Annotated in this window: 21 protein-coding genes; 12 read left to right on the forward strand and 9 right to left on the reverse strand. The window is 71.3% G+C overall.

The features are described from left to right. Positions 1–20 precede the first annotated feature (20 nt). Positions 21–236: a DUF2530 domain-containing protein gene (locus AB0J16_RS31305; RefSeq protein WP_225300771.1), complete on the forward strand. Its 216-nt coding sequence runs from the start codon at positions 21–23 to the stop codon at positions 234–236. 91 nt (positions 237–327) lie between these two features. Continuing rightward, on the forward strand, positions 328–1,893 hold the full coding sequence (locus tag AB0J16_RS31310; protein WP_358545728.1) for an alpha/beta hydrolase: 1,566 nt from the start codon (positions 328–330) through the stop codon (positions 1,891–1,893). A gap of 114 nt (positions 1,894–2,007) precedes the next feature. Here AB0J16_RS31310 and AB0J16_RS31315 read toward each other — a convergent pair whose 3' ends face one another. Beyond that, a complete protein-coding gene (locus tag AB0J16_RS31315; RefSeq protein ID WP_358545730.1) occupies positions 2,008–5,055 on the reverse strand; it encodes a hypothetical protein in 3,048 nt (1,015 codons plus the stop codon). Between the two features lie 101 nt (positions 5,056–5,156). Continuing rightward, on the reverse strand, positions 5,157–5,957 hold the full coding sequence (locus tag AB0J16_RS31320; protein ID WP_358435960.1) for a DUF3027 domain-containing protein: 801 nt from the start codon (positions 5,955–5,957) through the stop codon (positions 5,157–5,159). A 215-nt stretch (positions 5,958–6,172) separates the two neighbouring features. Here AB0J16_RS31320 and AB0J16_RS31325 point away from each other — a divergent pair, with 215 nt between their 5' ends. Next, positions 6,173–7,774 (forward strand): MFS transporter, encoded by a 1,602-nt coding sequence (locus AB0J16_RS31325; protein ID WP_358545732.1) that lies wholly within the window; start codon positions 6,173–6,175, stop codon positions 7,772–7,774. Here the strand turns inward: AB0J16_RS31325 and AB0J16_RS31330 are convergent. Both AB0J16_RS31330 and AB0J16_RS31335 read right to left on the reverse strand, forming a co-directional pair. Beyond that, positions 7,771–8,166: a cold-shock protein gene (locus AB0J16_RS31330; RefSeq protein ID WP_358545734.1), complete on the reverse strand. Its 396-nt coding sequence runs from the start codon at positions 8,164–8,166 to the stop codon at positions 7,771–7,773. The genes AB0J16_RS31325 and AB0J16_RS31330 overlap by 4 nt on opposite strands. Before the next feature lie 91 nt (positions 8,167–8,257). Next, a complete protein-coding gene (locus AB0J16_RS31335; protein WP_358545736.1) occupies positions 8,258–8,878 on the reverse strand; it encodes an HAD hydrolase-like protein in 621 nt (206 codons plus the stop codon). A 100-nt stretch (positions 8,879–8,978) separates the two neighbouring features. Here AB0J16_RS31335 and AB0J16_RS31340 point away from each other — a divergent pair, with 100 nt between their 5' ends. Both AB0J16_RS31340 and AB0J16_RS31345 read left to right on the forward strand, forming a co-directional pair. Next, positions 8,979–9,449 (forward strand): hypothetical protein, encoded by a 471-nt coding sequence (locus AB0J16_RS31340; protein ID WP_358545738.1) that lies wholly within the window; start codon positions 8,979–8,981, stop codon positions 9,447–9,449. Positions 9,450–9,484: 35 nt separating this feature from the next. Beyond that, entirely contained in the window at positions 9,485–10,102 is a 618-nt protein-coding gene (locus AB0J16_RS31345) for a helix-turn-helix domain-containing protein (RefSeq protein ID WP_358545741.1), read from the forward strand. A 54-nt stretch (positions 10,103–10,156) separates the two neighbouring features. Here AB0J16_RS31345 and AB0J16_RS31350 read toward each other — a convergent pair whose 3' ends face one another. Further along, complete coding sequence (locus tag AB0J16_RS31350; RefSeq protein WP_358545744.1) at positions 10,157–11,062, reverse strand: hypothetical protein; 906 nt, start codon at positions 11,060–11,062, stop codon at positions 10,157–10,159. A gap of 44 nt (positions 11,063–11,106) precedes the next feature. Here AB0J16_RS31350 and AB0J16_RS31355 point away from each other — a divergent pair, with 44 nt between their 5' ends. Continuing rightward, complete coding sequence (locus tag AB0J16_RS31355) at positions 11,107–13,506, forward strand: helicase-associated domain-containing protein (RefSeq protein WP_358545747.1); 2,400 nt, start codon at positions 11,107–11,109, stop codon at positions 13,504–13,506. A gap of 31 nt (positions 13,507–13,537) precedes the next feature. Continuing rightward, entirely contained in the window at positions 13,538–15,016 is a 1,479-nt protein-coding gene (locus AB0J16_RS31360; RefSeq protein ID WP_358545750.1) for an AMP-binding protein, read from the forward strand. On the opposite strand, the gene AB0J16_RS31365 is transcribed toward AB0J16_RS31360, so the two are convergent. Both AB0J16_RS31365 and AB0J16_RS31370 read right to left on the reverse strand, forming a co-directional pair. After that, positions 15,013–15,951: a hypothetical protein gene (locus tag AB0J16_RS31365; RefSeq protein ID WP_358545753.1), complete on the reverse strand. Its 939-nt coding sequence runs from the start codon at positions 15,949–15,951 to the stop codon at positions 15,013–15,015. The two genes, AB0J16_RS31360 and AB0J16_RS31365, sit on opposite strands and share 4 nt — an antisense overlap. Position 15,952: 1 nt before the next feature. After that, on the reverse strand, positions 15,953–16,453 hold the full coding sequence (locus tag AB0J16_RS31370; protein ID WP_358545755.1) for a SigE family RNA polymerase sigma factor: 501 nt from the start codon (positions 16,451–16,453) through the stop codon (positions 15,953–15,955). Positions 16,454–16,579: 126 nt separating this feature from the next. On the opposite strand from AB0J16_RS31370, the gene AB0J16_RS31375 reads away from it, so the two are divergent. Both AB0J16_RS31375 and AB0J16_RS31380 read left to right on the forward strand, forming a co-directional pair. Next, positions 16,580–16,936, forward strand: a complete 357-nt coding sequence (locus tag AB0J16_RS31375) for a hypothetical protein (RefSeq protein WP_358545757.1) — start codon at positions 16,580–16,582, stop codon at positions 16,934–16,936. 62 nt (positions 16,937–16,998) lie between these two features. Continuing rightward, on the forward strand, positions 16,999–18,651 hold the full coding sequence (locus AB0J16_RS31380; protein ID WP_358545759.1) for a DNA repair helicase XPB: 1,653 nt from the start codon (positions 16,999–17,001) through the stop codon (positions 18,649–18,651). 210 nt (positions 18,652–18,861) lie between these two features. On the opposite strand, the gene AB0J16_RS31385 is transcribed toward AB0J16_RS31380, so the two are convergent. Further along, positions 18,862–19,155, reverse strand: coding sequence for a hypothetical protein (locus AB0J16_RS31385; RefSeq protein ID WP_358545762.1), 294 nt, complete (start codon positions 19,153–19,155; stop codon positions 18,862–18,864). A 154-nt stretch (positions 19,156–19,309) separates the two neighbouring features. On the opposite strand from AB0J16_RS31385, the gene AB0J16_RS31390 reads away from it, so the two are divergent. From AB0J16_RS31390 to AB0J16_RS31400, 3 genes are all read left to right on the forward strand, one after another. Further along, a complete protein-coding gene (locus AB0J16_RS31390; RefSeq protein ID WP_358545765.1) occupies positions 19,310–21,322 on the forward strand; it encodes an AAA family ATPase in 2,013 nt (670 codons plus the stop codon). 97 nt (positions 21,323–21,419) lie between these two features. Continuing rightward, on the forward strand, positions 21,420–21,950 hold the full coding sequence (locus tag AB0J16_RS31395; RefSeq protein WP_358545767.1) for a YbhB/YbcL family Raf kinase inhibitor-like protein: 531 nt from the start codon (positions 21,420–21,422) through the stop codon (positions 21,948–21,950). Between the two features lie 29 nt (positions 21,951–21,979). Next, positions 21,980–22,393, forward strand: coding sequence for a GNAT family N-acetyltransferase (locus AB0J16_RS31400; RefSeq protein ID WP_358545771.1), 414 nt, complete (start codon positions 21,980–21,982; stop codon positions 22,391–22,393). 105 nt (positions 22,394–22,498) lie between these two features. Here AB0J16_RS31400 and AB0J16_RS31405 read toward each other — a convergent pair. Then, on the reverse strand, positions 22,499–22,930 hold a 432-nt coding region (locus tag AB0J16_RS31405; protein WP_358545774.1), incomplete at its 5' end, for a TCP-1/cpn60 chaperonin family protein.

Genomic DNA, 22,930 nt, shown 5'->3' on the forward strand with positions numbered 1-22,930 from the left:
TGGAAGCTAGGCTGGATCCCGTGAAGCAGGAATGGCGTCCCGACCCGGAGCCGATCGAGACCAACGACGTCGCGGCGGTCGCCGTGGGCACGGTCGCGTGGGCGCTCGCGCTGGTCGCGCTACTGATCTTCCGCCCGGCCGCCGAGCAGTCGTGGTGGATCTGGACCTGCGTCGCCGGGGTCGGCCTCGGGCTCCTCGGCCTCTGGTACGTGCACAGGCGGGCGTCCCGGAGCTGACATTAGTCACCTCCAGTCGATCCCCGAAGTCACCGGAAAGTGCTGTTTTACCCCACTACCTGGGAAAAAGCCGGTTGATCATGCTGGAGGCATGAAGAAGACGTCATTTCCCTCGCTCCTGTGCGCGGTGACCCTCGCGAGCGCCACCCTCGTGGGCTGCTCCGCCGCCAAGCCCACCAGCGGGTCGGCGGAGCAGCCCACGACGAGCACCGCCACGGAACCTGCCCGGACGGCGCCGGACCAGGCGAGCACCGCCGCCACGAAGCCTGCCCAGACGGCGAAGGGCTCCGGCAGCGTCGCCTGGAGCCCGTGCACCGGCCTGCCCGGCCCCGACGGCAAACCCGCCGCGCCCGATCCGGCCATCGAATGCGGCAAGCTCGCAGTACCGCTCGACTACACCAAACAGGACGGCGAGCAGATCGACCTGGCGCTGATCCGCGTCAAGGCCTCCGGCGACCGGCTCGGCTCGCTGGTGTTCAACTTCGGCGGCCCCGGCGGCTCGGGGGTCGACCTGCTGTCCATGACCGCCAAGGTCTTCGCCGGCATGGGCGCGAGGTATGACCTGGTCAGCTTCGACCCGCGCGGCGTCGAGCGCAGCGCACCCGTCAAGTGCGGCAGCGTCGAGAAGTGGATCTCCCTGGACCCCGCGGGCGACGAAGTGGACAAGGTCGCCAAGAAGTTCGCGGCCACCTGCGCCAAGATCTCCGGCAAGCTCCTGCCCCACGTCGGCACCGTGAACGCCGCGCGGGACCTCGACCGCATTCGCGCCGCGCTGGGCGACGAGCGGCTCAACTACTTCGGCATGTCGTACGGCACCCACCTCGGCGCCGTGTACGCCACCCAGTACCCGAAGAACGTCGGCCGGTTCGTCCTCGACGGCGCCCTCGACCCGACCGTCACCTTCGCCGAGCGCGCGAAGACGCAGACGGCCGGCTTCAGGCAGGCGTTCGAGGCGTTCGCCGCCGACTGCGTGAAGCAGGGCTGCGACCTCGGCGCCGACCCCGCCGCCGTGCGGAAGAGCGTCGAGACACTACTGTCCGGCCTGCGGGACAAGCCGCTCAAGGTGGCCGACCGGGAGCTCACCAAGGGCCTGGCGAGCACCGGCGTCCTGGCCGCTCTCTACGCCAAGCTCAGCTGGCCGATGCTGGAGCAGGCGGCCGCCGCAGCCGTCAAGGGGGACGGCGCGCAGCTGCTCGCCCTGGCCGACTCCTACAACGGCCGTAAGGCCGACGGGACGTACTCGTCGCTGATGACCAGCGTCCTGGCGATCGACTGCGTGGACAGCGCCGAACGGCCGAGCGCCGCCGAGATCGACCAGGTCGAACGGGAGACCGCCAAGATCTTCCCGCTCATGCGCAACGGAGGGCTCGGCTCGATCTGCGCGCACTGGCCGGCGCCCGGCAGCGACGAGTCCAAGAAGATCGACGCCACCGGCTCCGCCCCCATCCTCGTGATCGGCGGCAAGGGCGACCCCGCCACGCCGTACGCGTGGGCGCCCAAGCTCGCCGCCCAGCTCAAGACCGGGGTCCTGGTCACGTACGAGGGCGAGGGGCACGGCGCCTACCTGAGCGGCAGCAGCTGCGTCAGCCGCCTGGTCGACGCCTACTTCCTCACCGGCAAGTCCCCCGGCACGAACGCCACCTGCCCGGCGGCGTGAACCCTCACGACGCTACGGGCCGGTCGGCGCTACTGACCGGTCAACACTACGGACCGGTCAGCGCTACGGACCGGTCAGCGCTACGGACGGGTCGGCGCTACGGACGGGTCGGCGCTACGACAGGTCGGCTTCGGCCAGCAGGAGCGGCACGGCCGTCGGGTCGTGCAGCAGTGCGGCCACGGCGAGCCGGTCGTTCCACTGCCCCGTCGCCCAGGCCAGGCCGCGTGCCAGGCCGTCGAGCCCGGTGCAGTGCACGGAGCCCTCGAAGAAGCGCCACGTGCAGGCGACGCCGTCGACCAGCAGCTTCTCGTGCTCGACGTAGGTCTCGGGAGCCGTCGGGAGCAGGGAGCGCACCTCTGGCGGCACGGGGCGGGTCTCACCCTCGGACGTGACCTCGCCCTGGGCCAGCTCGCCGGCCAGCGGCAGGTCGAGCAACTCGGACAGCGACTCGGCCAGGTCGTAAGGGGCCAGCACCAGCGGCCGGTCGGTGACGAGCTGGAGCAGGTCAGGGGCCTCCACCACGACGGCGTCGTCGGCCGCGGCCACCACGATGTCGCCACCGAGCACGGCCCGCACCCGCGAGGGCGGCGCCACCCGCGCGGGCTCGACGGCCGCCAGCGCGATCCACAGGGCCCGCAACTGGGCCCGGTCGACCTCGATGGACTCATCGGCCATCAGGTCGAGCAGCTCTTCGGGACCGCCGTGGCCGGCCAGCAGCTCGGCCAGCGTGGTGCGTACGCCGAGCATCCCCAGCGCCACCGGGTCGAGCCCGCCGGGCGCGTCACCATAGAGGCCCTGGAGCAGCGGGTCGGCACCGGGCAGCCGCAGCTCCCGGGGCCGTCGCCCGTCCAGCACGGCGTGGTTGGCCAGCCACCACGCCGTGTAGGACGGCACTTCGACGCCCTCGACCCGCAGCGGGTGCAGTGCGGCACGCAGCGGCGGTCTGGTCAGCAGCGCCAGCGCGGCGGGCCAGTCGGCGACCAGCTCCAGGTCGCGCACCGCGGCGAAGTCCGGCACCACAGGCGGGAGTTCCAGCTCGGGCAGCAGGTCGAGCACGTGGTCGAGCCAGTCCTCCTCACCGTCGAGGTCGTGGTCGCAGTCGTCATGGTCGAGCAGCACGTCGGAGTCGTGCGCCACGGCGAACCCGTCGAGCACGCCCGCGGCTTCGAGCACCCGGGAGCCGTAGGTCTCCACCAGCTCCGGCGCGACCACGCCGAGGTGCGTGTCGGGCTCCAGCAGGCCGGCCAGCGCGCCGTCGGCCAGCATCAGCTCGCCCGCCGCGTAAAGATCGCCGTCGCTGCCGCGCAGCGCCAGCTCGGCCAGCCACGGCGCCTCGCCCGGCACCAGCGAGGCGGCCTCCACCAGGGAGAGCACGGCCTGCGCCACGGGCTCGGAGTCCGCGCTGTCGAGGGACTGGGCGACGGCGGCCTTGGTGATGGGGTCTTCGAGGATCGTCCGCGGTGTGGCCTCGGCGGCACCGAGCCGCAGCAGCGCCGCGTGCGCCGCGTCCGGGTGCACGATCCGCAGCCCCAGAGGCGTCAGATCGAGCCCGTCGCGGGCCGAGGCCAGGCGGGTGCCGCCCAGGTCGAGGATGAGGGTGCCGCGCGGGCCACGGACCAGCCGGCCGTCGGCCAGCGGCACCGGCAGCGCGCCCAGCGACTCGGGGTCGTCGGCCGGCAGCACCTCATACAGCGAGCGCCACCACGACGGCTCCCGCGCCTCGACCGCCTCACCGGACAGCAGGTCGACGACCTCGGCCAGCTCGACCCGGCGCACACCGAGCGAGGCCATCGCCGGGTGCCGGGCGGGCCACCCGGCGGGCAGCAGGCCGGGGACGAAGTCGGCGATCGCGGCCAGCAGGTCTCCCGACCCGGCGACCACGGCCGCCTCCTGGCCGGCGACGATCCAGCCGTCCTCGTGCGGCTCCCTGGCCGGGTGCTCGACCTGCCACTCGGCGTCGGGCTCATAGACCTCGGCCTCGGCGAACGACGGCGTCTGCACGGCCGGCGCGGGCGCGGACAGGGCCGGGAGCAGCGGGATGGCGGGCAGGCGCTGCAGGATGGCCCGCCGGATCCGGGCGTCGAGCTCGCCCTTGCCCATCAGGGCGGGGACGAGATCGAGGAGCTTGGGCGTGCGCGGCAGCTCGCCGAGCAGCCTGACGTAGGCGTCGGCGGCCCGCTCGACCAGGAAGTCGGTCAGCGGCCCCTTGGCCACGTGCCGCCGGTCGGTGGCCATCGGGAACGAGGCGATGAGCAGGGCCGGCAGGTCGAGCGGCTCGTCGCTGGGCGTCGGCGCGTGCACCACCGGCGGCACCCCTGAGGGCAGCGGGGCCGGCTCCGTGTCGGCGACGCGCACGGCCCAGCGCAGCGACCAGTAAGGGCGGGCACGTTCTTCGGTGGGCCGGTCAGCGAACAGGGCCGCCACCTCGTCGGGAGCGAACTCGCCCGACTCCGACACCAGCTGCCACCCATCGGCCGACACCCGGCGCTCCGAGCCGTCGAGGTCGATCTCGATGCTCGTCAGCGCGGGCATGCCGAGCAGCAGCGCCGGGCTGGTCTCGGTCAGCATGCGCCGGACCGCCGCGACCGAGGCGGCGTCGCGCAGCGGCAGGCGTACGAGGGTGTCGAAGCCCTCCGGCACGTCGAGCGGCTCGGCCTCGAACGGCAGGCGCAGCAGCGGGACGTGGCCGCCGCGCGAGCCCAGCTCGGCGGCGAGCTCCGGCACCGAGGCCACCACGGCGGCCGTCTCAGCCCGCGACCAGCGGGCGGCGCCCGTCTCACGCGAGCCGATCGACGGCTCATCACAGACCGACACGACCGCGGCGAACCCGACGCCGAACCGGCCGGCGGCGCCCGCTTCGTCCCGCTTGCCGGAGACACGCAGCGTCGACAGACCCTCGACGCCGGTCGCGTCCAGCGGGGCGCCGGTGTTGGCGGCGGTCAGGACGTCGTCACGCAACGTCAGCCGGAGCACCCCTGGCACGCCCGCGCGCAGCGCCGCGTCGGCGGCGTTCTGGGCGAGCTCCACAATGAGCCGGTCGCGGTAGCCGCCGAGGGCGAAGTCTTCCTCGGCGTTGGCGTCCTCGCGGAATCGGGCGGTCGAGGCCGTCCACGCGGCGAGCACTGCGGCCCGCGTCCGGTCGGTGCCAAAGGTGTCGGTCATCTGTCACGATCCTGGTCGCTGGTGGGGCGGGCTCCGGCACGTGTCCGGGGTCCGCCGATGGGGGGCCACCGTAGGCTAGCGGCCCTCACCGACATTCGCGTTCAGGAGTGGCCGAGCTCCTCGGTGGCCGTTCCGTCGACGGATCCGGCCTCCTCTTCCATCAGGTCGAAGCCCATGTCGTCGAGGATGGGCATGGCCTGCTCGACGGACGGCGGCATGACCGCGGCCTCCGAGTGAGCCCCGCAGCCGTGGTCGGCGGCGACCACCTTGCCGTCGTCGGGGGCGTACTCATTGGCGCAGACCCCGAACACCTGCCGGAGCCCACCCGCGAGTGGCCAGTAGAAACCACAGGTGGAGCACTGCGCGGGAGCGGCGTGTGCGATCGGCGTATGCGGCCCGTGCTCGCCCGAGTGCCAGCGTCTGGCAGCGCGGTCCTTGCCGATGGCCGAGAGCACACGGGCCCGGCCCAGGCCGTACTCGAAAATCGTCTGATGGTCGGTCTCGTCGTCGGTCTTGACGAAACCTGGCTCCAGCCGGTCGTCGTCCTCCGAGGTCGGCAGCAGGTCACCGACGCCCAGGTCGCCGGGGCGCAGACGCTCGCTCCAGGGCAGCCACTCGGGCGCGAGCAACGCCCCCGAGCCGGGCAACAGGACGGCTTCGCTCACCGTGACGTTCTTGGCCCGCGAGGCGCGGGTCACGGTGACGGCCCAGCGCCAGCCGCGGTAGGCCCGGTCGAGACAGGCGAAGTAATGGGTGACGATGCGGTCGCCCTCGCCCTCGTAACCAAGGTGCTCACCCGGCTCGCCCGGCCGCGCGAGCTCCTCCGCGGCGGCGCGCGCCAAGTCCACCGCGGCGACGCACGCCTGGTCGGGCGGGGAGACGCGGGTCCGGGTGCGGGTCATCTGTCCGCCTCCGCCGCAAGGTGCTGTTCGCTCACACTTCATTCTCACCCATGACCGGACCTGAAGGTGCCCACACCGCCCATCCCGGACCCACTGACACCGAACCTGGAGGTGCGCACACCGCCTATCCCCGATCAACTGGCGGCACATCGGTGGGCCCGTCCCTGGGCGATCCGTCGCCGTTTGGGAGCGGCGATCGGGTAAGACTGGTAAGCGTGCAAGGAGGCTGGGACACGGCTCGTGAGGTCACGCGGCGCGTGGGGCGAGGCGTCGCCGACGCGGGCCGCGCCACCGCGCGCGCGGGCCGGGCCACCCTGCGGGCGGGAAAGGCGACCGCCGGCGGCACCGCGCGGGCGGGCAAGGCCACGGCCAGAGGGGCGCAGAAGGTCGGCAGGGGCGCGCAGAAGGTCGGGAAGGCGACCCGCCGTCTCACCCACGCCAACGGCGCCGACCGCACCGGGCTGGGCCGGCTGATCGAGCTCACCGCCGGTCACAGCGGCGGCGACGCGCTGGTCACGGTCGCGCTGGCGAGCACCGTCTTCTTCGGTGTGCCCGTCGGCGAGGCTCGTGGGCCCGTGGCGCTCTACCTGGTCATCACGATGCTGCCGTTCGCCCTGCTGGCGCCGTTCGTGGGGCCGATCCTCGACCGGTTCAGGTCGGGCCGCCGCTACGTCATGGCGGGCACGCTGTTCGGCCGCGGCCTGCTGTGCTTCGCGATGGCCGCCGCCGTGGGGCCCGGCGACCTGCCGACGCTGTTCGTCGGGGCGCTGGGCGTACTGGTGCTGTCCAAGGCGTACAACGTGTCACGCGCGGCGATCATGCCGAGCGTGCTGCCCGCCGATATCACGCTGGTCTCGGCCAACGCGAGGGTGGCGCTGTTCTCGCTGATCTCGGCGGGCGTGATGGTGCCGGTCGCCGCGGGGCTGACCGCGTGGCTGGGCAGCGCCGCGGTGCTGCGTACCGCGATGGTCGCCTTCCTCCTGATCGGCGTCCTCGCCGTACGACTGCCGCGACACGTCGACTCACCCGAGCTGGAAGAGGAGGAGGGCAGGCCGCTCCGCTGGCGGACCCTCCTGAACGTGGGCCCGGCGGTGGCCGAGGCGGTCTGGGCGAACGTGGCCATCCGCCTGTTCTCCGGCTTCCTGCTGTTCTTCATGCTGTTCCTGGTGCAGGACAAGGGCGTGCCGTGGCTGGCCGCACCCGACCCGTTCTTCGACATCCCGAAGACGATCGCGTTGCTCGCGGCCGCGGCCGGGCTGGGCGGCCTGGTCGGCGCGGTGGTCGCGAACTGGACCCGCAACCACTCGCCGCACCTCATCACGCTGCTGACGCTGGCCGTGACCGGCGCGACCACGATCGCCACCGCGGTGTTCTTCGGCCTCTGGACCGCGGTCGCGATCTCGCTGGTCACCGCGTTCGCGCAGGAGCTCGGCAAGCTCGCCCTCGACGCGATCGTGCAGCGGGAGATCGGTGAGGAGGTGCGCTCGTCCACGTTCGGGGTGGTCGAGGCGGTGTTGCAGCTCGCCTGGGTGTTCGGCGGGCTGATCGGGCTGCTGCTGTCGCTGGCCGAGAGCAGCGCGGCGGGGCTGGTCACGCTGGCCGTGGCGCTGACCGGCACGTTCGGCTGGCTGATCGTACGCCGCCGCAAGCGGATCCGCGCCGCCACACGTGGCCCCAAGGCCGCGACCCAAACGGACCAGGAAGACCAAACAGACCAAGGTGCGTGGGACGACGAGGATCGACGCGCCGATCGGCGAGATCAGCGCGTCGACACCACTCTCGACACGACCAAGCCGCTGACGAACCCCAACAGCTAGGCGTCGAGGTCGTCCGCCACCGCTCTGAGCACCTGCGCGATCTTCTTCGCGTGCGCCGCGTCAGGGTGCTTGCCCCGCTGGTAAGAGGTCGAGACGTCGTCGAGGAGCTTGATCAGGTCCTCCACGATGACGACGAGTTCGTCCGGCTTCTTGCGCTTGGCCTTGGGCTTCACCTTGGCCAGCGTCGGCGGCTGCTCAAGGATCCGCACCGACAGGGCCTGCTGGCCGCGTCGTCCCTCGGCCACGCCGAACTCGACCTTCTGGCCGGGCTTGAGCGGGCCGGCACCTGTGGGTAGCGCGGAGGAATGCACGAAGACCTCACCACCGTCGTCGCGGGTGAGGAAGCCGAAACCCTTGTCGGCGTCGTACCACTTGACCTTGCCACTCGGCACAGGAGGAACCTCGTTCAAACAGTCGTAAAAGGCGAATGGATGTAGGTTATGCCCCGCGAGGCTCCGGGGCGACCAGGAAAATTCCCGGCATTTACCGGAGTAGCCCACTCGAACGCCATCCGGCGAACCAGTCGGCGAATTCCGTCAGGTCCCCAAGTGCCACATCGGCTCCGTGATCACGTAGTTCGCCCAGCGTGTACGGGCCGGTCGCGACCGTCACGCTGACGGCTCCCCCGGCCCGCGCGGCCTCGATGTCCGCCACATGGTCACCAACATAGGCGGCGGCACCGAAACGCGCGAGGGCCGTACCCTTGGCCGCTCCGAAGACCGACCCGACCACCTCGTCCACGGCGAGCCCGAGCGCCTTCACGGTGCTGGTCGCGTCGCGCGGGTTCTTGCCGGTCACGACGATGATCCTGCCCCCTTGCGCGCGTACGGCCTCGACGGCCTCCATCGCTCCGGCCATGGCCGTGTGCACGGGCACACCCAGCTCCGGATAGATCTCCCTGAACAGGATCACGGCTTCCGGGATCGCCTCCAGCGGCAGCCAGTTCGCCAACTCCTGTTCGAGTGGCGGGCCGAGCCTGGTGATGATCGCCTTGCTGTCGATGACGACGCCGAGGCGCGTCGAAAGCTCGTCGTAGACGGCCGCGATGCCCGACCGCGTGTCCGCCAATGTCATGTCCAGGTCGAAACCCACCGATGTCCGCACAAGGTGAAGGATGCCAAACGCGTCCGCATTACGGGTAACGGCCCTTGTTGTGGGACCGTGGGAGTGGGAAGAAAGGAATTACTTATCGGGAGGAGTGGCCGTGACCGAGCCCCCCAAACCGCCGGAAGCGGGAGACCGGCTGGTCGCCGCCGACCGGCCCAGCCCACCCGACCGGCCCAGCCCACCCGACCGGCCCAGCCCACCCGAACAGCCAGTCCGGAACGTCTCGCCCCGGCCGCACCGGCCCGCGCTGCCCCAGCCCGTGACCGGACCGGTCAGGGTGTGGCAAGGCGTGGTGGCGTTCCTGGCCGCCGCCGTCCGGCTGGCGTCCCGGCTGGCCGCCCTGATCCTGGTGCTGTACGCGATCTTCACGGTGTTCCGGGCCAACCCGGCCAACATTTGGTACCAGTTCGTCGAATCGCTCGCCTCGCCGTTGTCGGTGGGCCTGGCCAACCTGTTCCAGCTCGCCGACGTACGGTGGACGACGCTGGTCAACTACGGGCTCGCGGCGCTGGTCTGGCTGATCGTCGGCTCGGTCGTCGCGGGGTTGATCCGGCGCGCCGCGCCGTGACCGCTACGCTCCATCAGGGAGGTATCAGGAAAAGAATGACCAGATCGACGCGTGAGCGGATCATCGACGAGGCCCTGCGGCTCTTCGCGGAGCGGGGCTACTCCGCCACTTCGGTGGCCGAGATCGAGGCCGCCTCAGGGCTCTCCCCGGGCGCCGGAGGACTCTACCGGCACTTCAAGTCGAAGTACGAGGTGCTCGCCGCGGCGATCAACGAGCATGCCGCCCGTACCCGTACGCAGGTGGCCGAGAGCCTGGCCCAGCTGGGCGACATGGAGACCTCGGCCGACCTGGAGATGCGGCTGTCGCACCTGTGCCGCGCCGGGCTGGCCAAGGTGCGGGAGGAGTCGGAGCTGACCCGGGTGTTCTTCCAGGACCTGAGCCAGTTCCCCGAGCTGGTGGCGGTGGTGCGCGAAGGGCTGCTGCAGCCCATGTTCGACGCCATCACGACCTGGTTCCGCGCGCAGCCCGAATACGAGGACGCCGAGGTCGACTGGAACGGCATCGCGGCGGTGCTCGGCGGCTCCGTGGTGCACTACCGCTTGTTCCAGGAGACGGTCGGCGAGTCGCCGGGACACGCGGAGAAGGACCAGTTCGTCACCGCCTGGGTACGCCTGGCCGTGGGCCTCCTGCCAAGCCCTGCCCCGGTCGGCTGACCTCCAGCAGGCCGCAGTCCCACCCCGGTCGGCTGACCCCCAGCCCCGCCTCGGTCAGTTGACCTCCACCAGCCGGTAACCCAGCCAGACCACGCCCAGCGCCGTGCCGATCATGAACATCACACCGCTGACGTCGAAGAACTGCACCACGAACGCCTGCACCCCCGGCTCCGCGCCCACCCGCAGACCGCCGACGAGCGCGCCACCGAGCGTGTAGCCGACCAGGGGCGCACCGATCCCGATCAGCCGGTCACGCAGCACCCAGCCTTCCGAGAACGCCACCAGCAGCGCCCCCAACGCCCACACCAGCACCGGCACCCGGAAGATCGCGACGGCCGGCAGGCCGACCGGGACCAGCAGCGCGGCCAGCACCAGGACCACCATCGCCGCGGTCTCGCGCGGGTACTCCTTGACGATGGTGCCGGCGTCCCGTCCACGGGTGGCCATCGGGTTCGCACTGGACATGGCCGCCTGCCGCAGCCGCGCGAACGGCAGCCCGCGCAGGGGCCGCGGGGCCAGCCGGTCGAGCCGGTCCAGCTGGGCTCCTGCGGGCGGCGCCACGTCGTCGACGATCTTGGGGAAGAACGGCGTCGCCCCGCCCGCCCCCGCGACCCGTTCCGCCTTGGCCACGGCACCCGGCGTCACGGTTCCCCGTGCGGCCCCGGGCGCGGCCGTGGGCGCCGTTCCGGGCCGGGTTCCGGCCGGGGCACCGGGCGCGCCGTCCGGCCCCGCCTCGGCCAGCCTGCGGGCCTCACGTTCGACCAGCGCCACCGGGTCGCCGAACCGGGCGAGCACCTTGACCACCTGGCGTGGGTTCTGGCTGCCCTGCCGTTCGACCTCGATCCTGGCCCGCAGCCGCTTGGCGAAGTCGAGCCGCTGGTCGGATCTGAGCACGCCATGAGCCGCGTCGGCGGCCGCGCTGACGTAGTTGAGTATGAGCTGGTCCGCTCGCTCAATCACGTGAGCCATGCTGCCCCAATCAGGGTGGACATACCATGGCAACGATGGAGTTCACGGAGTGGATCAGGGGGCGCACCGACGAACAGCTGCGGGCGCTCGTCTCGGCGCGCCCCGAGCTGATCACTCCGGTGCCCGCGCATCTGGAGGGCCTCGCCGTACGCGCGGGCAGCCCTTCGGCGATCGGCCGCGCGCTCGACCGGCTCGACCGCTTCACGCTCGCCGTCCTCGAAACGCTGGCCGTCGTTGAGACGTCGGCCGTCCTCGAAGCGCCGACCGCCGCCAGAACGCCGGCCGACAAGCCGGACGTACGTCCGAAGTCCGTCACGAAGGCGGCCCTGCGCACGCTCGTCGGCGGGGCGCTGGCGGCGGGCAAGCCGGAGCCCGCGCTGACGGCGGCGATCGACCACCTGCGCGGCCTGGCCCTCGTCTACGGCCCCGACAGCTCGCTCGCCCTGGCCCCCGGCGTGCGAAAGGTGCTCGACGATCCGGCGGGGCTCGGTCCCCCGGCGGTGGAGGCGTTCCGGCACCACGCGCCCGAGCAGCTGGCCGAGATGGCCGACGACATCGCGCCGGGCACCACGGGCTCGGGCAAGGAACGCCTGGCCGCCGCCCTGGCCCGGCCCGGGAAGCTGATCGAGGAGGTCTCGCCCGAGGCCAGGGCGGCGCTCGACCAGCTCACCTGGGGGCCCGCGACGGGCCGGGTGCCCAACGCCAGACGTGAGGTGCGGGTCGCCTCCGCCCGCTCGCCCATCGATCAGCTGCTCGCCCGCGGCCTGCTGGCGGCGACGGGTGAGGAGAGTGTGGCCCTGCCTCGGGAGGTGGGCCTCTATCTGCGTAACGGCCTCGTACACCGGGATCTGTACGCCGTACCCCCCGCTCTGGAGGGCGCCGCGCGGGACCAGAAGCTGGCCGACCGGACGGCGGCGGGGCAGGCGTTCACGTTCGTGCGGACGGTCGAGGACCTGTGCGAGCGGTGGAGCGCCGAACCACCGGGCGTGCTGCGTACCGGCGGGCTGGGCGTACGGGATCTGAAGCGCACCGCGACCGAGCTGGACGTGCCCGAGTGGGCCGCCGCGCTGACCGTGGAGGTGGCGCACGCGGCCGGGCTGATCGCGGCGGGCGGCAACGTCGACGGCGAGTGGCTGCCGACCACCGGCTACGACCTGTGGCGGGTGCGGCCGACCGCCGACCGGTGGGCCGCGCTGGCGATCACCTGGCTGCACACCGACCGCGTCCCCGGCCTGGTCGGCGAGCGTGATGACCGGGACCGGCCGCTCAACGCGCTGCACACCGAGCTACGTCGCTCGTCCGCGCCGGGTGTGCGGTCGGCGGCGCTGGGCGTGCTCGCGTCGGCGCCCGGCCTGGCACCGACGCGCGAGTCCGTGTTCGACCGGCTGGCGTGGGAGCAGCCGCGCCGCCGTGGGCCGCTGCGGGAGCAGCTGACGGAGTTCGCGCTGCGGGAGGCCGAGCAGGTCGGCGTCACCGGGCTCGGCGTGCTGTCGGGACACGGCCGGGCGCTGCTGTCCGGCGAGGACACCGCCTCGGTGCTGGCCCCGCTGCTGCCCGAGCCGGTCGATCATGTGCTGCTCCAGGCCGACCTGACCGCCGTCGCGCCAGGACCGCTCACCAGCGAGCTGAACCGCTGGATGACGCTGGCCGCCGACATCGAGTCCAAGGGGGGCGCGACCGTCTACCGGTTCGGCGAGGGCTCGGTCCGCCGCGCGCTCGACGCGGGCCAGGGGGCCGAGGAGCTGCTGGCCATGCTGGAGCGCCACTCGGCGACGCCGGTCCCGCAGGCGCTGTCCTATCTGATCGCCGACGTGGCCCGCCGGCACGGGCGCATCAGGGTCGGCACCGCCAGTGCCTACATCCGCTGCGACGATCCGGCCCTGCTCGACCAGATCACCGCCGACCGGCGTTCCGCCGCGCTCCGTCTGCGCCGGCTGGCTCCCACGGTCATCGCCTCCCGCTCCTCGCGGGCCGCGCTGGTCGACGCGCTGCGTGCGATGGGGTACGCCCCGGTGGCCGAGTCGCTCGACGGCGACGTGATCATCTCCGAGCTCGACAGGAAGCGCACCGAGGGCCTGCCGCCGGCCCGGTCCGTACCCTCGCCCAACGGCCTCGACGCCGAGGTCACGGCCGCCGCCGTACGCGCGCTGCGGGCGGGCGACGCGGCCCACCTGACACGGCGTGAGCCCACTGACGCCCCCAGCGGGCAGATCCCGCGCGGCCCGGCGACCGCCACGATCTCCGCGTTGCAGGAGGCCATCAGGCAGGGCGTACGCGTGTGGATCGGCTATCTCGACTCCCAGGGCAACGCCACCTCGCGCATCCTGGAGCCGGCGCGGATGGAGGGCGGTTACCTCACCGCGTACGACGAGACCAGGGCCGCCGTCCACCGCTTCGCGCTCCATCGCATCACCGGGGTCTCCGACCTGTCTTGACGCCCGGCGATGATCAGGCGAGGTTGGGACCGTGAGCGAGCTGACGTTGGGCCGGTTGGCCGAGGAGTCTTGGAGCAGGTTCGACGACTTCGACGCGGTCCATTACGAGGGGGTCTGGCACCGCGCCCACGCACTGGCCGAGCGGGCCCGCAAGGTCTGCGGCGGGCTGGTCGAGGCGGGGGTACGCCCAGGCGACCGGGTCGTGGTGATGATGGCGAACTCACCCGAGGTCGGCCTGATCTACGAGGCGATCTGGGCGGCCGGCGCGGTGGTGACGCCCGTGGTGTTCCTGGTGGGACCGGCGGAGTTGCGGCACATCCTGGACGACAGCGGCGCCACCGCCCTCATCACCTCGCCCGAGCTGATGGAGACGGTCCAGGCCGCCGAGCCCAGGATCCCGATATTTGTGGACACAGGGGAGCTGGAGCAGGCAGCCGAGCGGGGCCCGGTCGAGCGGGACGCCACCGATCTGGCGGCTCTCATGTACACCGGAGGCACGACCGGCACGGCCAAGGGCGTCATGCTGAGCCATCGCGGGCTCTGGCAGGTGGCCAAGGACGCCTACGAAATGTCCCACCAAGAGGGGAAAAATCGCGCAATAGTGCCGGTGCCCCTCTCCCACTCGTACGGGCTGATCATCACGGTCGCCGGGATGCACGCCACGGAGCCGCAGCAGGCGGTGCTGATGCGCTGGTTCGACCCGAAGACCTTCCTTGAGCTGGCCGCCGCGCAGCGCGTCCAGTACGGAACGGTCGTACCCGCCATGCTGCAGATGCTCCTGGCCGAGCCGCTGGAGTCTCATCCCCTGCCCGATCTGGCCTTCCTCACCTGCGGCGCGGCGCCGCTCGGCCGGGAGACGCTGGAGGAGTTCGAGCGCCGGATGCCCGGCGTCCAGGTCCTCGAAGGTTATGGGATGACCGAGACCAGCGCCGTGACCACGTTCAACCCGCCGGGGCGGCGCCGGATCGGCAGCGTGGGCCTGCCGCTGGCCGGCTACACGATCACGATCCGCGACTCCTCCGGCGACCAGGCCGAGCCGGGGGACGTCGGGGAGGTCTGCGTCAGCGGCGACTCGCTGATGCTCGGCTACTGGGGCGAGCACCCCACGGACCCCACGGGCACCGCGCTGGTCGAAGGTGAGCTGCGTACCGGCGACATCGGCTGCGTGGACGACGACGGCTACCTGTACATCGTCGACCGGAAGAAGGACCTCATCATCCGCGGCGGGTTCAACGTCTTCCCGCGCGACGTCGAGGACGCGCTCAACGAGCACCCCGACGTGGTGATGTCCGGCGTCGTGGGCCGCCCGGACCCGCGGGTGGGCGAGGAGGTCGTGGCCTTCGTCCAGCTCAGGCCGGGCGGCACGGCCACCGCCGAGGAGCTGATGACCTGGGCTCGTGACCGGGTCGGCCGGGTGAAGTATCCCCGGGAGGTGCTGTTCGTCGACTCGATCCCGGTCACGAGCGTGCTCAAGCTCGACCGCAAGGCGCTGCGGTCGAGGCTCGGCTAGTCGTCCGCGTCGATGGTTCCCGTCGAACCCCACGCGATGCCCTTGACCTCGCCCAGCGCCCGCCCGCCTGAGCCATAGGCGGTCACCTTGCTCAGCACGGCCGGGCGGTAGGCACCCTTCTTGTCGGGATACACCCGCGTCCGGCCGATGTAGAAGCCGTTCTGGACGTTGGCCGTCATCATCCGCCCGTCCGCCCACTCGACCTCCACCCGGGTCGCCTGCGGAACGACCCTCCCTGCCACCACCAGGAAGTACGGATCTCCGTCCCGGCCCGGGTTGATCTCCGACTGCATCTGGCCGTCGTAGGCGTCGATGCTGATTGCCCCGCGCAGGGCCAGCTTGCCGGGTGGGTCATCGCCCCAGTAGGAGAAGATCGGATCCGTCGGATAGCTGACCAGCCGGACGCCCGGTGTGCACAGCACGAACCCCTTGCGGCTGCCGACCAGCCGCGTCACGCCCAGCTTGTCCTTGGCCTCCACGAGCCAGCGGTAGTCCTTGACGGTCCCGTACTGGGGCAGCAGCCTCTCCCCGTCCATGCTGTGCACCGGGCTGCCCTTGGGCATGCAGTCCTCCACGGTCGCGAACTGCGCGATCGTGTTGCGCGGCAGGCCGGGGATGTCCCGGACGTACGCGGTGGCGGGCGGGTCCGTCGTGGACCGCGTCGAACTTGCCGTGGGCACCATGTCGGCCGTGGGTTCCGTGCTCGCCGTCGGTGGGCTCGCGGGGGAGATCGCCAGCTGTTCGCGCGCTTGCAGCGCCACCACCCCGATGGCCACCACACAGGCCGCCGCCGCCAGGGCCAGCCCCCATCTCGGCCACTTCAGCCGTGCCCGCCTCCGTAGGGCACGTGACAGAAGCAGCTCGGGATCCACGGGCCGTGCCCGGTCGGCCAGCCTGCTCAGGGCCTCGGTGACCGCGCGTTCGTCGACTGTCATCTCAGGCCTCCAGACGGACTGTCTCGCCCACCAGTTCGCGCAGCCGCTTCACTGCCTGGTGGGTCTGGCTGCGTACGGTGCCGATCGAGCACCCCATGATCCTGGCGACGTCGGACTCCGGCAGATCCTCGAAGTAGCGCAGGACCAGCACGGCCCGCTTCTTGACGGGCAGCCGGCGCAGGGCCTGTTCGAGCGTGAGCCGGTCGTCGACCCGCGCGGTGCCGTCGCCCGCGATCCGCTCGGGCAGCGTCTCGACCACGCGCTCGCGCCCCCAGCGCGGGCTCCGCCATCGGCCGACCTGCTCGTGGTACATGACCCGGCGGACGTACGCCTCCGGATCGCCCCTGATGCTCCGCCATCGGTCCGCGGTTCTGGCCAGCGCGCTCTGGAGTAGATCCTCCGCGGCGTGCTGGTCGCCGGTGAGCACGAACGACAGGCGCATGAGGCTGTCCGATCGCGTCGTGACGAACGCCGTGAAGACTCGTAGGTCGTCCGGGTGCAACTCGCCTCCCTGCTCTGGGTCTCGATCTCTAAAGACGTGTGAGAGGGTCCAGATCTATGGCGAGGCAGCGGACCCGGCAGGGCGCGTGGCCATTCCGTGATAAATGTTGACCTGTCAGGAGGTGGCATGAGCCAAGAAGGCCCATCGGGCGAATATCCGTACCAGCCCTACGGCGCACCATACGGCCAGCAACCCCCGCCACAGTACGGTTATGGCTATCCCCCGCCACCCCGGCCGTCCGAGGGACCGAAGGCCACCGCCATCGTCGCGCTGGTGCTCAATCTGCTCTCGATCGTCGGCTGTTGCAACATCTTCGCGATCCCTGGCGCCATTCTGGCGGGCATGGCGCTCGGCCGGTCGAGCACGCAGCCGGCCAGTGCCAAGGGCCTGCTCGTATGGTGCTGGGCACTGTTCGGGGTGGGCCTCGCGCTGAACCTCGGCATCTTCCTCTTCCTCGGCCTCAACGGCTACCTCGACGACTGATTACCTGTTCGGGGACTGTTCTTGCCGTCTGATGTGTTGGATAGGCGTCAACCGTAGAAGGGATGTCCGTGAACGACGGCCCGCTCATCGTCCAGTCGGACAAGACGCTGCTCCTCGAAGTCGACCATGAGAACGCCGGCGAGTGCCGCAAGGCCATCGCGCCGTTCGCCGAGCTCGAGCGCGCCCCCGAACACGTGCACACCTACCGCGTCACCCCGCTGGCGCTGTGGAACGCGCGCGCGGCCGGGCACGACGCCGAGCAGGTCATCGACGCGCTGATCAGTTTCAGCCGCTATCCGGTGCCCCACGCGCTGCTCGTGGACATCGCCGAGACCATGGCCAGATACGGCCGGCTCAAGCTGGAGAAGGACCCGACCAACGGGCTGATCCTGACCTCCACCGACCGGGCCGTGCTCGAAGAGGTGCTGCGGTCCAAGAAGATCCAGCCCATGCTGGGCGAACGGCTCAGCGGCGACTCCGTGGCCGTGCACCCGAGCGACCGCGGCAACGTCAAGCAGGCGCTGCTCAAGCTGGGCTGGCCCGCCGAAGACCTCGCGGGCTACGTCGACGGCGAGCACCACAAGATCGAGTTGCTGCAGGACGGCTGGAGCCTGCGGCCCTACCAGCAGGACGCGGCCGACGCCTTCTGGCACGGCGGCTCCGGCGTGGTCGTGCTGCCCTGTGGCGCCGGCAAGACCATCGTCGGCGCGGCCGCGATGGCGCACGCCCAGGCCACCACGCTGATCCTGGTCACCAACACGGTGAGCGCGCACCAGTGGAAGCAGGAGCTGCTCAAGCGCACCACGCTGACCGAGGACGAGATCGGCGAATACTCCGGCAGCAAGAAGGAGATCCGCCCGGTCACCATCGCCACCTACCAGGTGATGACCACCCGGCGGAAGGGCGTCTACAGCCACCTGGAGCTTTTCGACGCGCGCGACTGGGGCCTGGTCGTCTATGACGAGGTGCACCTGCTGCCCGCGCCGATCTTCCGGATGACCGCCGACCTGCAGGCCCGCAGGCGCGTCGGGCTGACCGCGACGCTGGTGCGCGAGGACGGCCGCGAGGGCGACGTGTTCTCGCTGATCGGTCCCAAGCGCTACGACGCGCCCTGGAAGGAGATGGAGAACCAGGGCTGGATCGCCCCCGCCGACTGCGTGGAGGTCCGGGTCACGCTGACGGACGAGGAGCGGCTGGCGTACGCGATGGCCGAGTCCGAGGAGCGCTACCGCTTCTGCGCCACCACGCCGTCCAAGACCCACGTGACAGAGGCGCTGGTCCGCCGGCACCTGGGCGAGCAGGTGCTGGTCATCGGCCAGTACATCGACCAGCTGGACGAGCTGGGCGAGCATCTCAACGCTCCGGTGATCAAGGGCGAGACCAGGGTCAAGGAGCGCGAGCGGCTCTACCAGGCCTTCCGCGACAAGGAGATCCAGGTCCTGGTCGTGTCCAAGGTGGCGAACTTCTCCATCGACCTGCCCGAGGCGGCCGTGGCCATCCAGGTGTCCGGCACGTTCGGGTCACGTCAGGAGGAGGCGCAGCGGCTCGGCCGGGTGCTGCGGCCCAAGGCCGACGGCGGCGGCGCCCGCTTCTACACGGTGGTCAGCAGGGACACGGTCGACCAGGAGTTCGCGGCGCACCGCCAGCGGTTCCTGGCCGAGCAGGGTTACGCGTATCAGATCATCGACGCCGACGACGTGCACGGCGGGGTGTAGCACCAGGAGGCGAGGCCTGGCCGCTCACCCTCCGAGCGGCCAGGCATCGACGTCGTTACGTCCACGAGACTCCGCGGGCTGTCGACAATCGAACCACCCCCCTCACCAGCGTGCTACGCCGCTGCGCGCCTCAACCAGCCAGCGACATACCCCCATGATCCGGCAAATGCACCTGATATGCCCGAATTCTCGGTTATTGGCAGGTTGTCGTTATCTGGCTAGCAGGCCGCCCAGGAAGAGCACCCCTTCGGCGGCGATCCAGGCGGCCACGCTCACGCCCATGAACCGGCTGAACACGCGTGGGTCGCTCCTGGCGGAAGGGACCAGCCAGGCACCGGCCGTGCAGCAGGCGGCGGCCACGGCGAACAACCCCGACAGCGTCGAGACCGAGCCGAGCCGCTGCGAGCAGCCCGCCGCGGACTCACCCCCCGTGCAGAACGCCTCCAGCCCCCAGCCCGCGAACACCGACAACGCCCACAACGCCGCCAGCAGGAAACTCGCCACTGTCGGGATGATCGGGGAGAAAACAAACCGTACGCGGGCCACTGTCCCTCTCTACCCCGGCTAAATGCTTTGGAAGCCTGCCGGACACACCACTAAGCTGGTCGATTCGCTGCCTATACCACCTCCGTTACTTCGACCAGGGAGGCACTTTCGCATGCCCGCACACCAGCTGGCCCCCGACATACCCGCCGACGTACTCGCGGCCGAGCAGTCCCATCTGGCCGAGTCGAGAGCCGCGCTCCAGGCCATGCGGCTGCACGCCCAATCGCTGTCGGCCGACGCGGCCGGCGACTGGGTGTCCCAGCAGATCCTGCAGTCGCTGCTCGACAAGCGGGTGGCGGCGCTGGCCGACCATCCCGACACCCCGCTGTTCTTCGGCCGCCTCGACCGCTCGGCGGACGACGACCTGCCCTCCACGATCTACGTCGGCCGCCGTCATGTGCACGACGGCAGCAGCCGTCCGCTGGTGATCGACTGGCGCGCGCCGGTGTCCCGGGCGTTCTACCAGGCCAGCCCCGCCGATCCGATGAGCGTCGCGCGGCGGCGCCGGTTCGGCTACCACGGCGGCATGCTGACCGCGTTCGAGGACGAGCCGCTCGGCGAGGGCGGCGACATCGGGCCGTCGAAGATCCTGACCGAGGAGATCGAGCGGCCGCGCACCGGCCCGATGCGGGACATCGTCGCCACGATCCAGCCGGACCAGGACGAGATCGTCCGCGCCACGCTCACCCAGACCGTCTGCGTACAGGGTGCGCCGGGCACCGGGAAGACCGCCGTCGGCCTGCACCGGGCCGCGTACCTGCTGTTCACCCACCGCGAGCGGCTGGCCAGGTCGGGCGTCATGATCGTCGGCCCCAACCGCGCCTTCCTGTCCTACATCTCCTCCGTGCTCCCCGCGCTCGGCGAGGTCAAGGTCGACCAGACCACGGTGGCGGGCCTGCTCGGCGAGCACGCCGCGCCGGAGGATCCGATGGTCTCGGCGCTGAAGGGCGACGCCCGCATGGCCGCCGTGCTGGAGCGGGCGCTGTGGCTGCACATCGTGAAGCCGGAGGAGGGCGTCGTCTACAGCAAGGGCGCCTACCGCTTCCGGGTGGCCGACTACGAGGTACGCGAGATCGTCGCCTCGCTGCGCGGCACCACCCGCTACGGGCCCGGCCGGGCGGCGCTGGCGCAGCGGCTCGCGCACATGGTGCTGGTACGCATGGAGCAGCGCGGGGAGTCGCCCGACGACCGAGTGCAGGACGCCGTGGCCAGGTCCAAGCCGGTCAAGCAGCTCGTCGACGCGGTCTGGCCCAAACTGGTGCCGCAGCAGGTCCTCTTCAAGCTCCTCTCGGACCCCGAATTCCTCGCCAAAGCCGCCAAAACCGATTTGTCGCCTGACGAGCAGCAGATGTTGCTGTGGCAGAAACCGTACCGAGGCTGGAAGTCCGCCAAGTGGTCGGCGGCCGACGCGGCGCTGCTCGACGAGCTCGGCGACCTGATCGAACGCACGCCCTCGCTCGGCCACCTGGTCGTCGACGAGGCGCAGGACCTGTCGGAGATGCAGCTGCGCGCGCTTGGCCGGCGCTGCCGCAACGGCTCGGCCACCGTGCTCGGCGACCTCGCCCAGGGCACCACGCCGTGGTCCACCAGCTCGTGGGAGACCGTGCTCAAGCACCTGGGCCAGGACGAGGGCGAGGTCACCGAGCTGACGCTGGGCTTCCGCGTGCCGCGCGAGGTGCTCGACTACGCCGCCCGCCTGCTGCCGTCGATCGCCCCGGCGCTGGCCCCGCCGCGGTCGCTGCGTCCCGGTGTGGGCTCGCTGAGCGTACGCCCCGGCGGCGCGGTCGCCGACGCCGCGCGCGAGGCCATGGCCCGGGAGGGCTCGATCGGCGTGATCGTGCCCGACGCCCTGGTTGCGGAGGTGTCAGGGCAGCTCGACGGGCTGGCCCACGCCGTGCTCGACCCCGACACGACCGAAGAGCACCGGCTGCTGATCGTCCCCGCGACGCTGGCCAAGGGCCTGGAGTACGACCACGTGATCGTCGTCGAGCCGGCCGACATCGTGGCGGCCGAGCCCCGCGGCCTGGCCAGGCTGTACGTGGTGCTCACCCGTGCGGTCACCTCGCTCACCGTCCTGCACGGAAAGGCCCTGCCGGCCCAGTTGGCCCCTCAACCGGCCGTCTGACGCGCGAGCGGGCACGTCGCCTCCCGAGACCGACGCACTCCTAGACGCACTCCTAGGATGGCTGGAGTAGTGGAGGATCTCTACCAAGGAGGACGCCGTGCCCGCACCGCTGCCACACGAACACCTGCCGTCGGTCCCCGCACTCACGGTCCAGAGCGACGACATCGCGGACGGGGAGAGGCTGGGGGACCTGCACGTCTTCAACGACTGGGGCATGACCGGCCAGAACCTGTCACCCCACCTCCGGTGGTCCGGCGCCCCGGCCGAGACGCAGAGCTACGCCGTGACCTGCTACGACCCCGACGCGCCCACGGGCAGCGGGTTCTGGCACTGGGTGCTCTTCGACCTCCCGGCCTCCGTCTCCGAGCTGCCCACGGGCGCCGGCACCGCCCCCGAGTTCAAGGGCCTGCCCGCGGGGGCCACGCACGCGCGCAACGACTACAACAGCAAGGACTACGGCGGCGCCGCTCCCCCGCCCGGCGACCCGCACCGCTACGTCTTCACGGTGCACGCGCTGGGCGTGGCCGAGCTGGGCGTCGGCAGTGACGCCAGCCCGGCGGTGGTCGGCTTCAACATCACCGCCAACACGCTCGCGCGCGGCCACATCGTCGCCCACTTCGGCGTCTGATGGCGGCCGACGCAGGAGCCGCCTCGGGGGTGAAGGTACGACATGGCGGGCTCGGCGACGTGCCCGCCGTGCTCGACTTCTGGCTCCTGGCCGCTGAGGGCACCGACCGGCGCGACTCGCCCGACAAGGTGGTGGCGCTGATCGAGCGCGACCCGGAGGCCCTGCTCCTCGCCGAGCTCGACGGGGAACTGGCGGGCACGCTCATCGCGGGCTGGGACGGCTGGCGAGCGCACCTCTATCGCCTCGCCGTCCACCCGTCCCACCGCCGTAAGGGCATCGCCACCACGCTCCTGGCCGCGGCCGAGTCCCGCTTCGCCGCCTTCGGCGCCTTCCGCGCCGACGCCATGGTGCTGGACGACAACGTCTCCGCCCATGGGGCGTGGTCCGCCGCCGGCTACGCGCTCCAGCCCATGTGGTCGCGCTGGGTCAAGCCCCTTAAATGATCATATGTACGGCTCTTCGCCACAAAAAACAGACCGGCCCGGACAACGTGCGTCCGAGCCGGTCTGTTTCGTGCGAAGAGACCTGGAAGTCTCTGGTGAGGAGACCTAGAAGTCCATGTCTCCGCCGCCGGGCATGCCAGCGGGGGCGGCAGGGGTCTTCTCGGGCTTCTCGGCGATGACCGCCTCGGTGGTGAGGAAGAGCGCCGCGATGGAAGCGGCGTTCTGCAGCGCCGAGCGCGTCACCTTGGCCGGGTCGATGATGCCCGCCTCGAACATGTTGACGTACTCGCCCGTAGCGGCGTTGAGGCCCTCACCCGGGGTCAGGTTGCGGACCTTCTCCACCACGACGCCGCCCTCGAGGCCGGCGTTGACGGCGATCTGCTTCAGCGGCTCCTCGAGCGCCTTCTTGACGATGGCGGCACCGGTGGCCTCGTCGCCGGTGAGCTCGAGCTTGTCGAACGCCTTGGCGCCCGCCTGCAGCAGCGCCACGCCACCGCCGGGGACGATGCCCTCCTCGACGGCCGCCTTCGCGTTGCG

Source organism: Nonomuraea sp. NPDC049750, assembly GCF_040659625.1.
GTDB lineage: Bacteria > Actinomycetota > Actinomycetes > Streptosporangiales > Streptosporangiaceae > Nonomuraea.

Coding starts and splice junctions, on each gene's coding strand:
- AB0J16_RS31345 (WP_358545741.1), top strand. CDS start 9,485: ATGACCAGATCGACGCGTGAGCGGATCATCGACGAGGCCCTGCGGCTC.
- AB0J16_RS31315 (WP_358545730.1), bottom strand. CDS start 5,055: ATGACCGACACCTTTGGCACCGACCGGACGCGGGCCGCAGTGCTCGCC.
- AB0J16_RS31355 (WP_358545747.1), top strand. CDS start 11,107: ATGGAGTTCACGGAGTGGATCAGGGGGCGCACCGACGAACAGCTGCGG.
- AB0J16_RS31310 (WP_358545728.1), top strand. CDS start 328: ATGAAGAAGACGTCATTTCCCTCGCTCCTGTGCGCGGTGACCCTCGCG.
- AB0J16_RS31375 (WP_358545757.1), top strand. CDS start 16,580: ATGAGCCAAGAAGGCCCATCGGGCGAATATCCGTACCAGCCCTACGGC.
- AB0J16_RS31390 (WP_358545765.1), top strand. CDS start 19,310: ATGCCCGCACACCAGCTGGCCCCCGACATACCCGCCGACGTACTCGCG.
- AB0J16_RS31320 (WP_358435960.1), bottom strand. CDS start 5,957: ATGACCCGCACCCGGACCCGCGTCTCCCCGCCCGACCAGGCGTGCGTC.
- AB0J16_RS31380 (WP_358545759.1), top strand. CDS start 16,999: ATGTCCGTGAACGACGGCCCGCTCATCGTCCAGTCGGACAAGACGCTG.
- AB0J16_RS31365 (WP_358545753.1), bottom strand. CDS start 15,951: ATGACAGTCGACGAACGCGCGGTCACCGAGGCCCTGAGCAGGCTGGCC.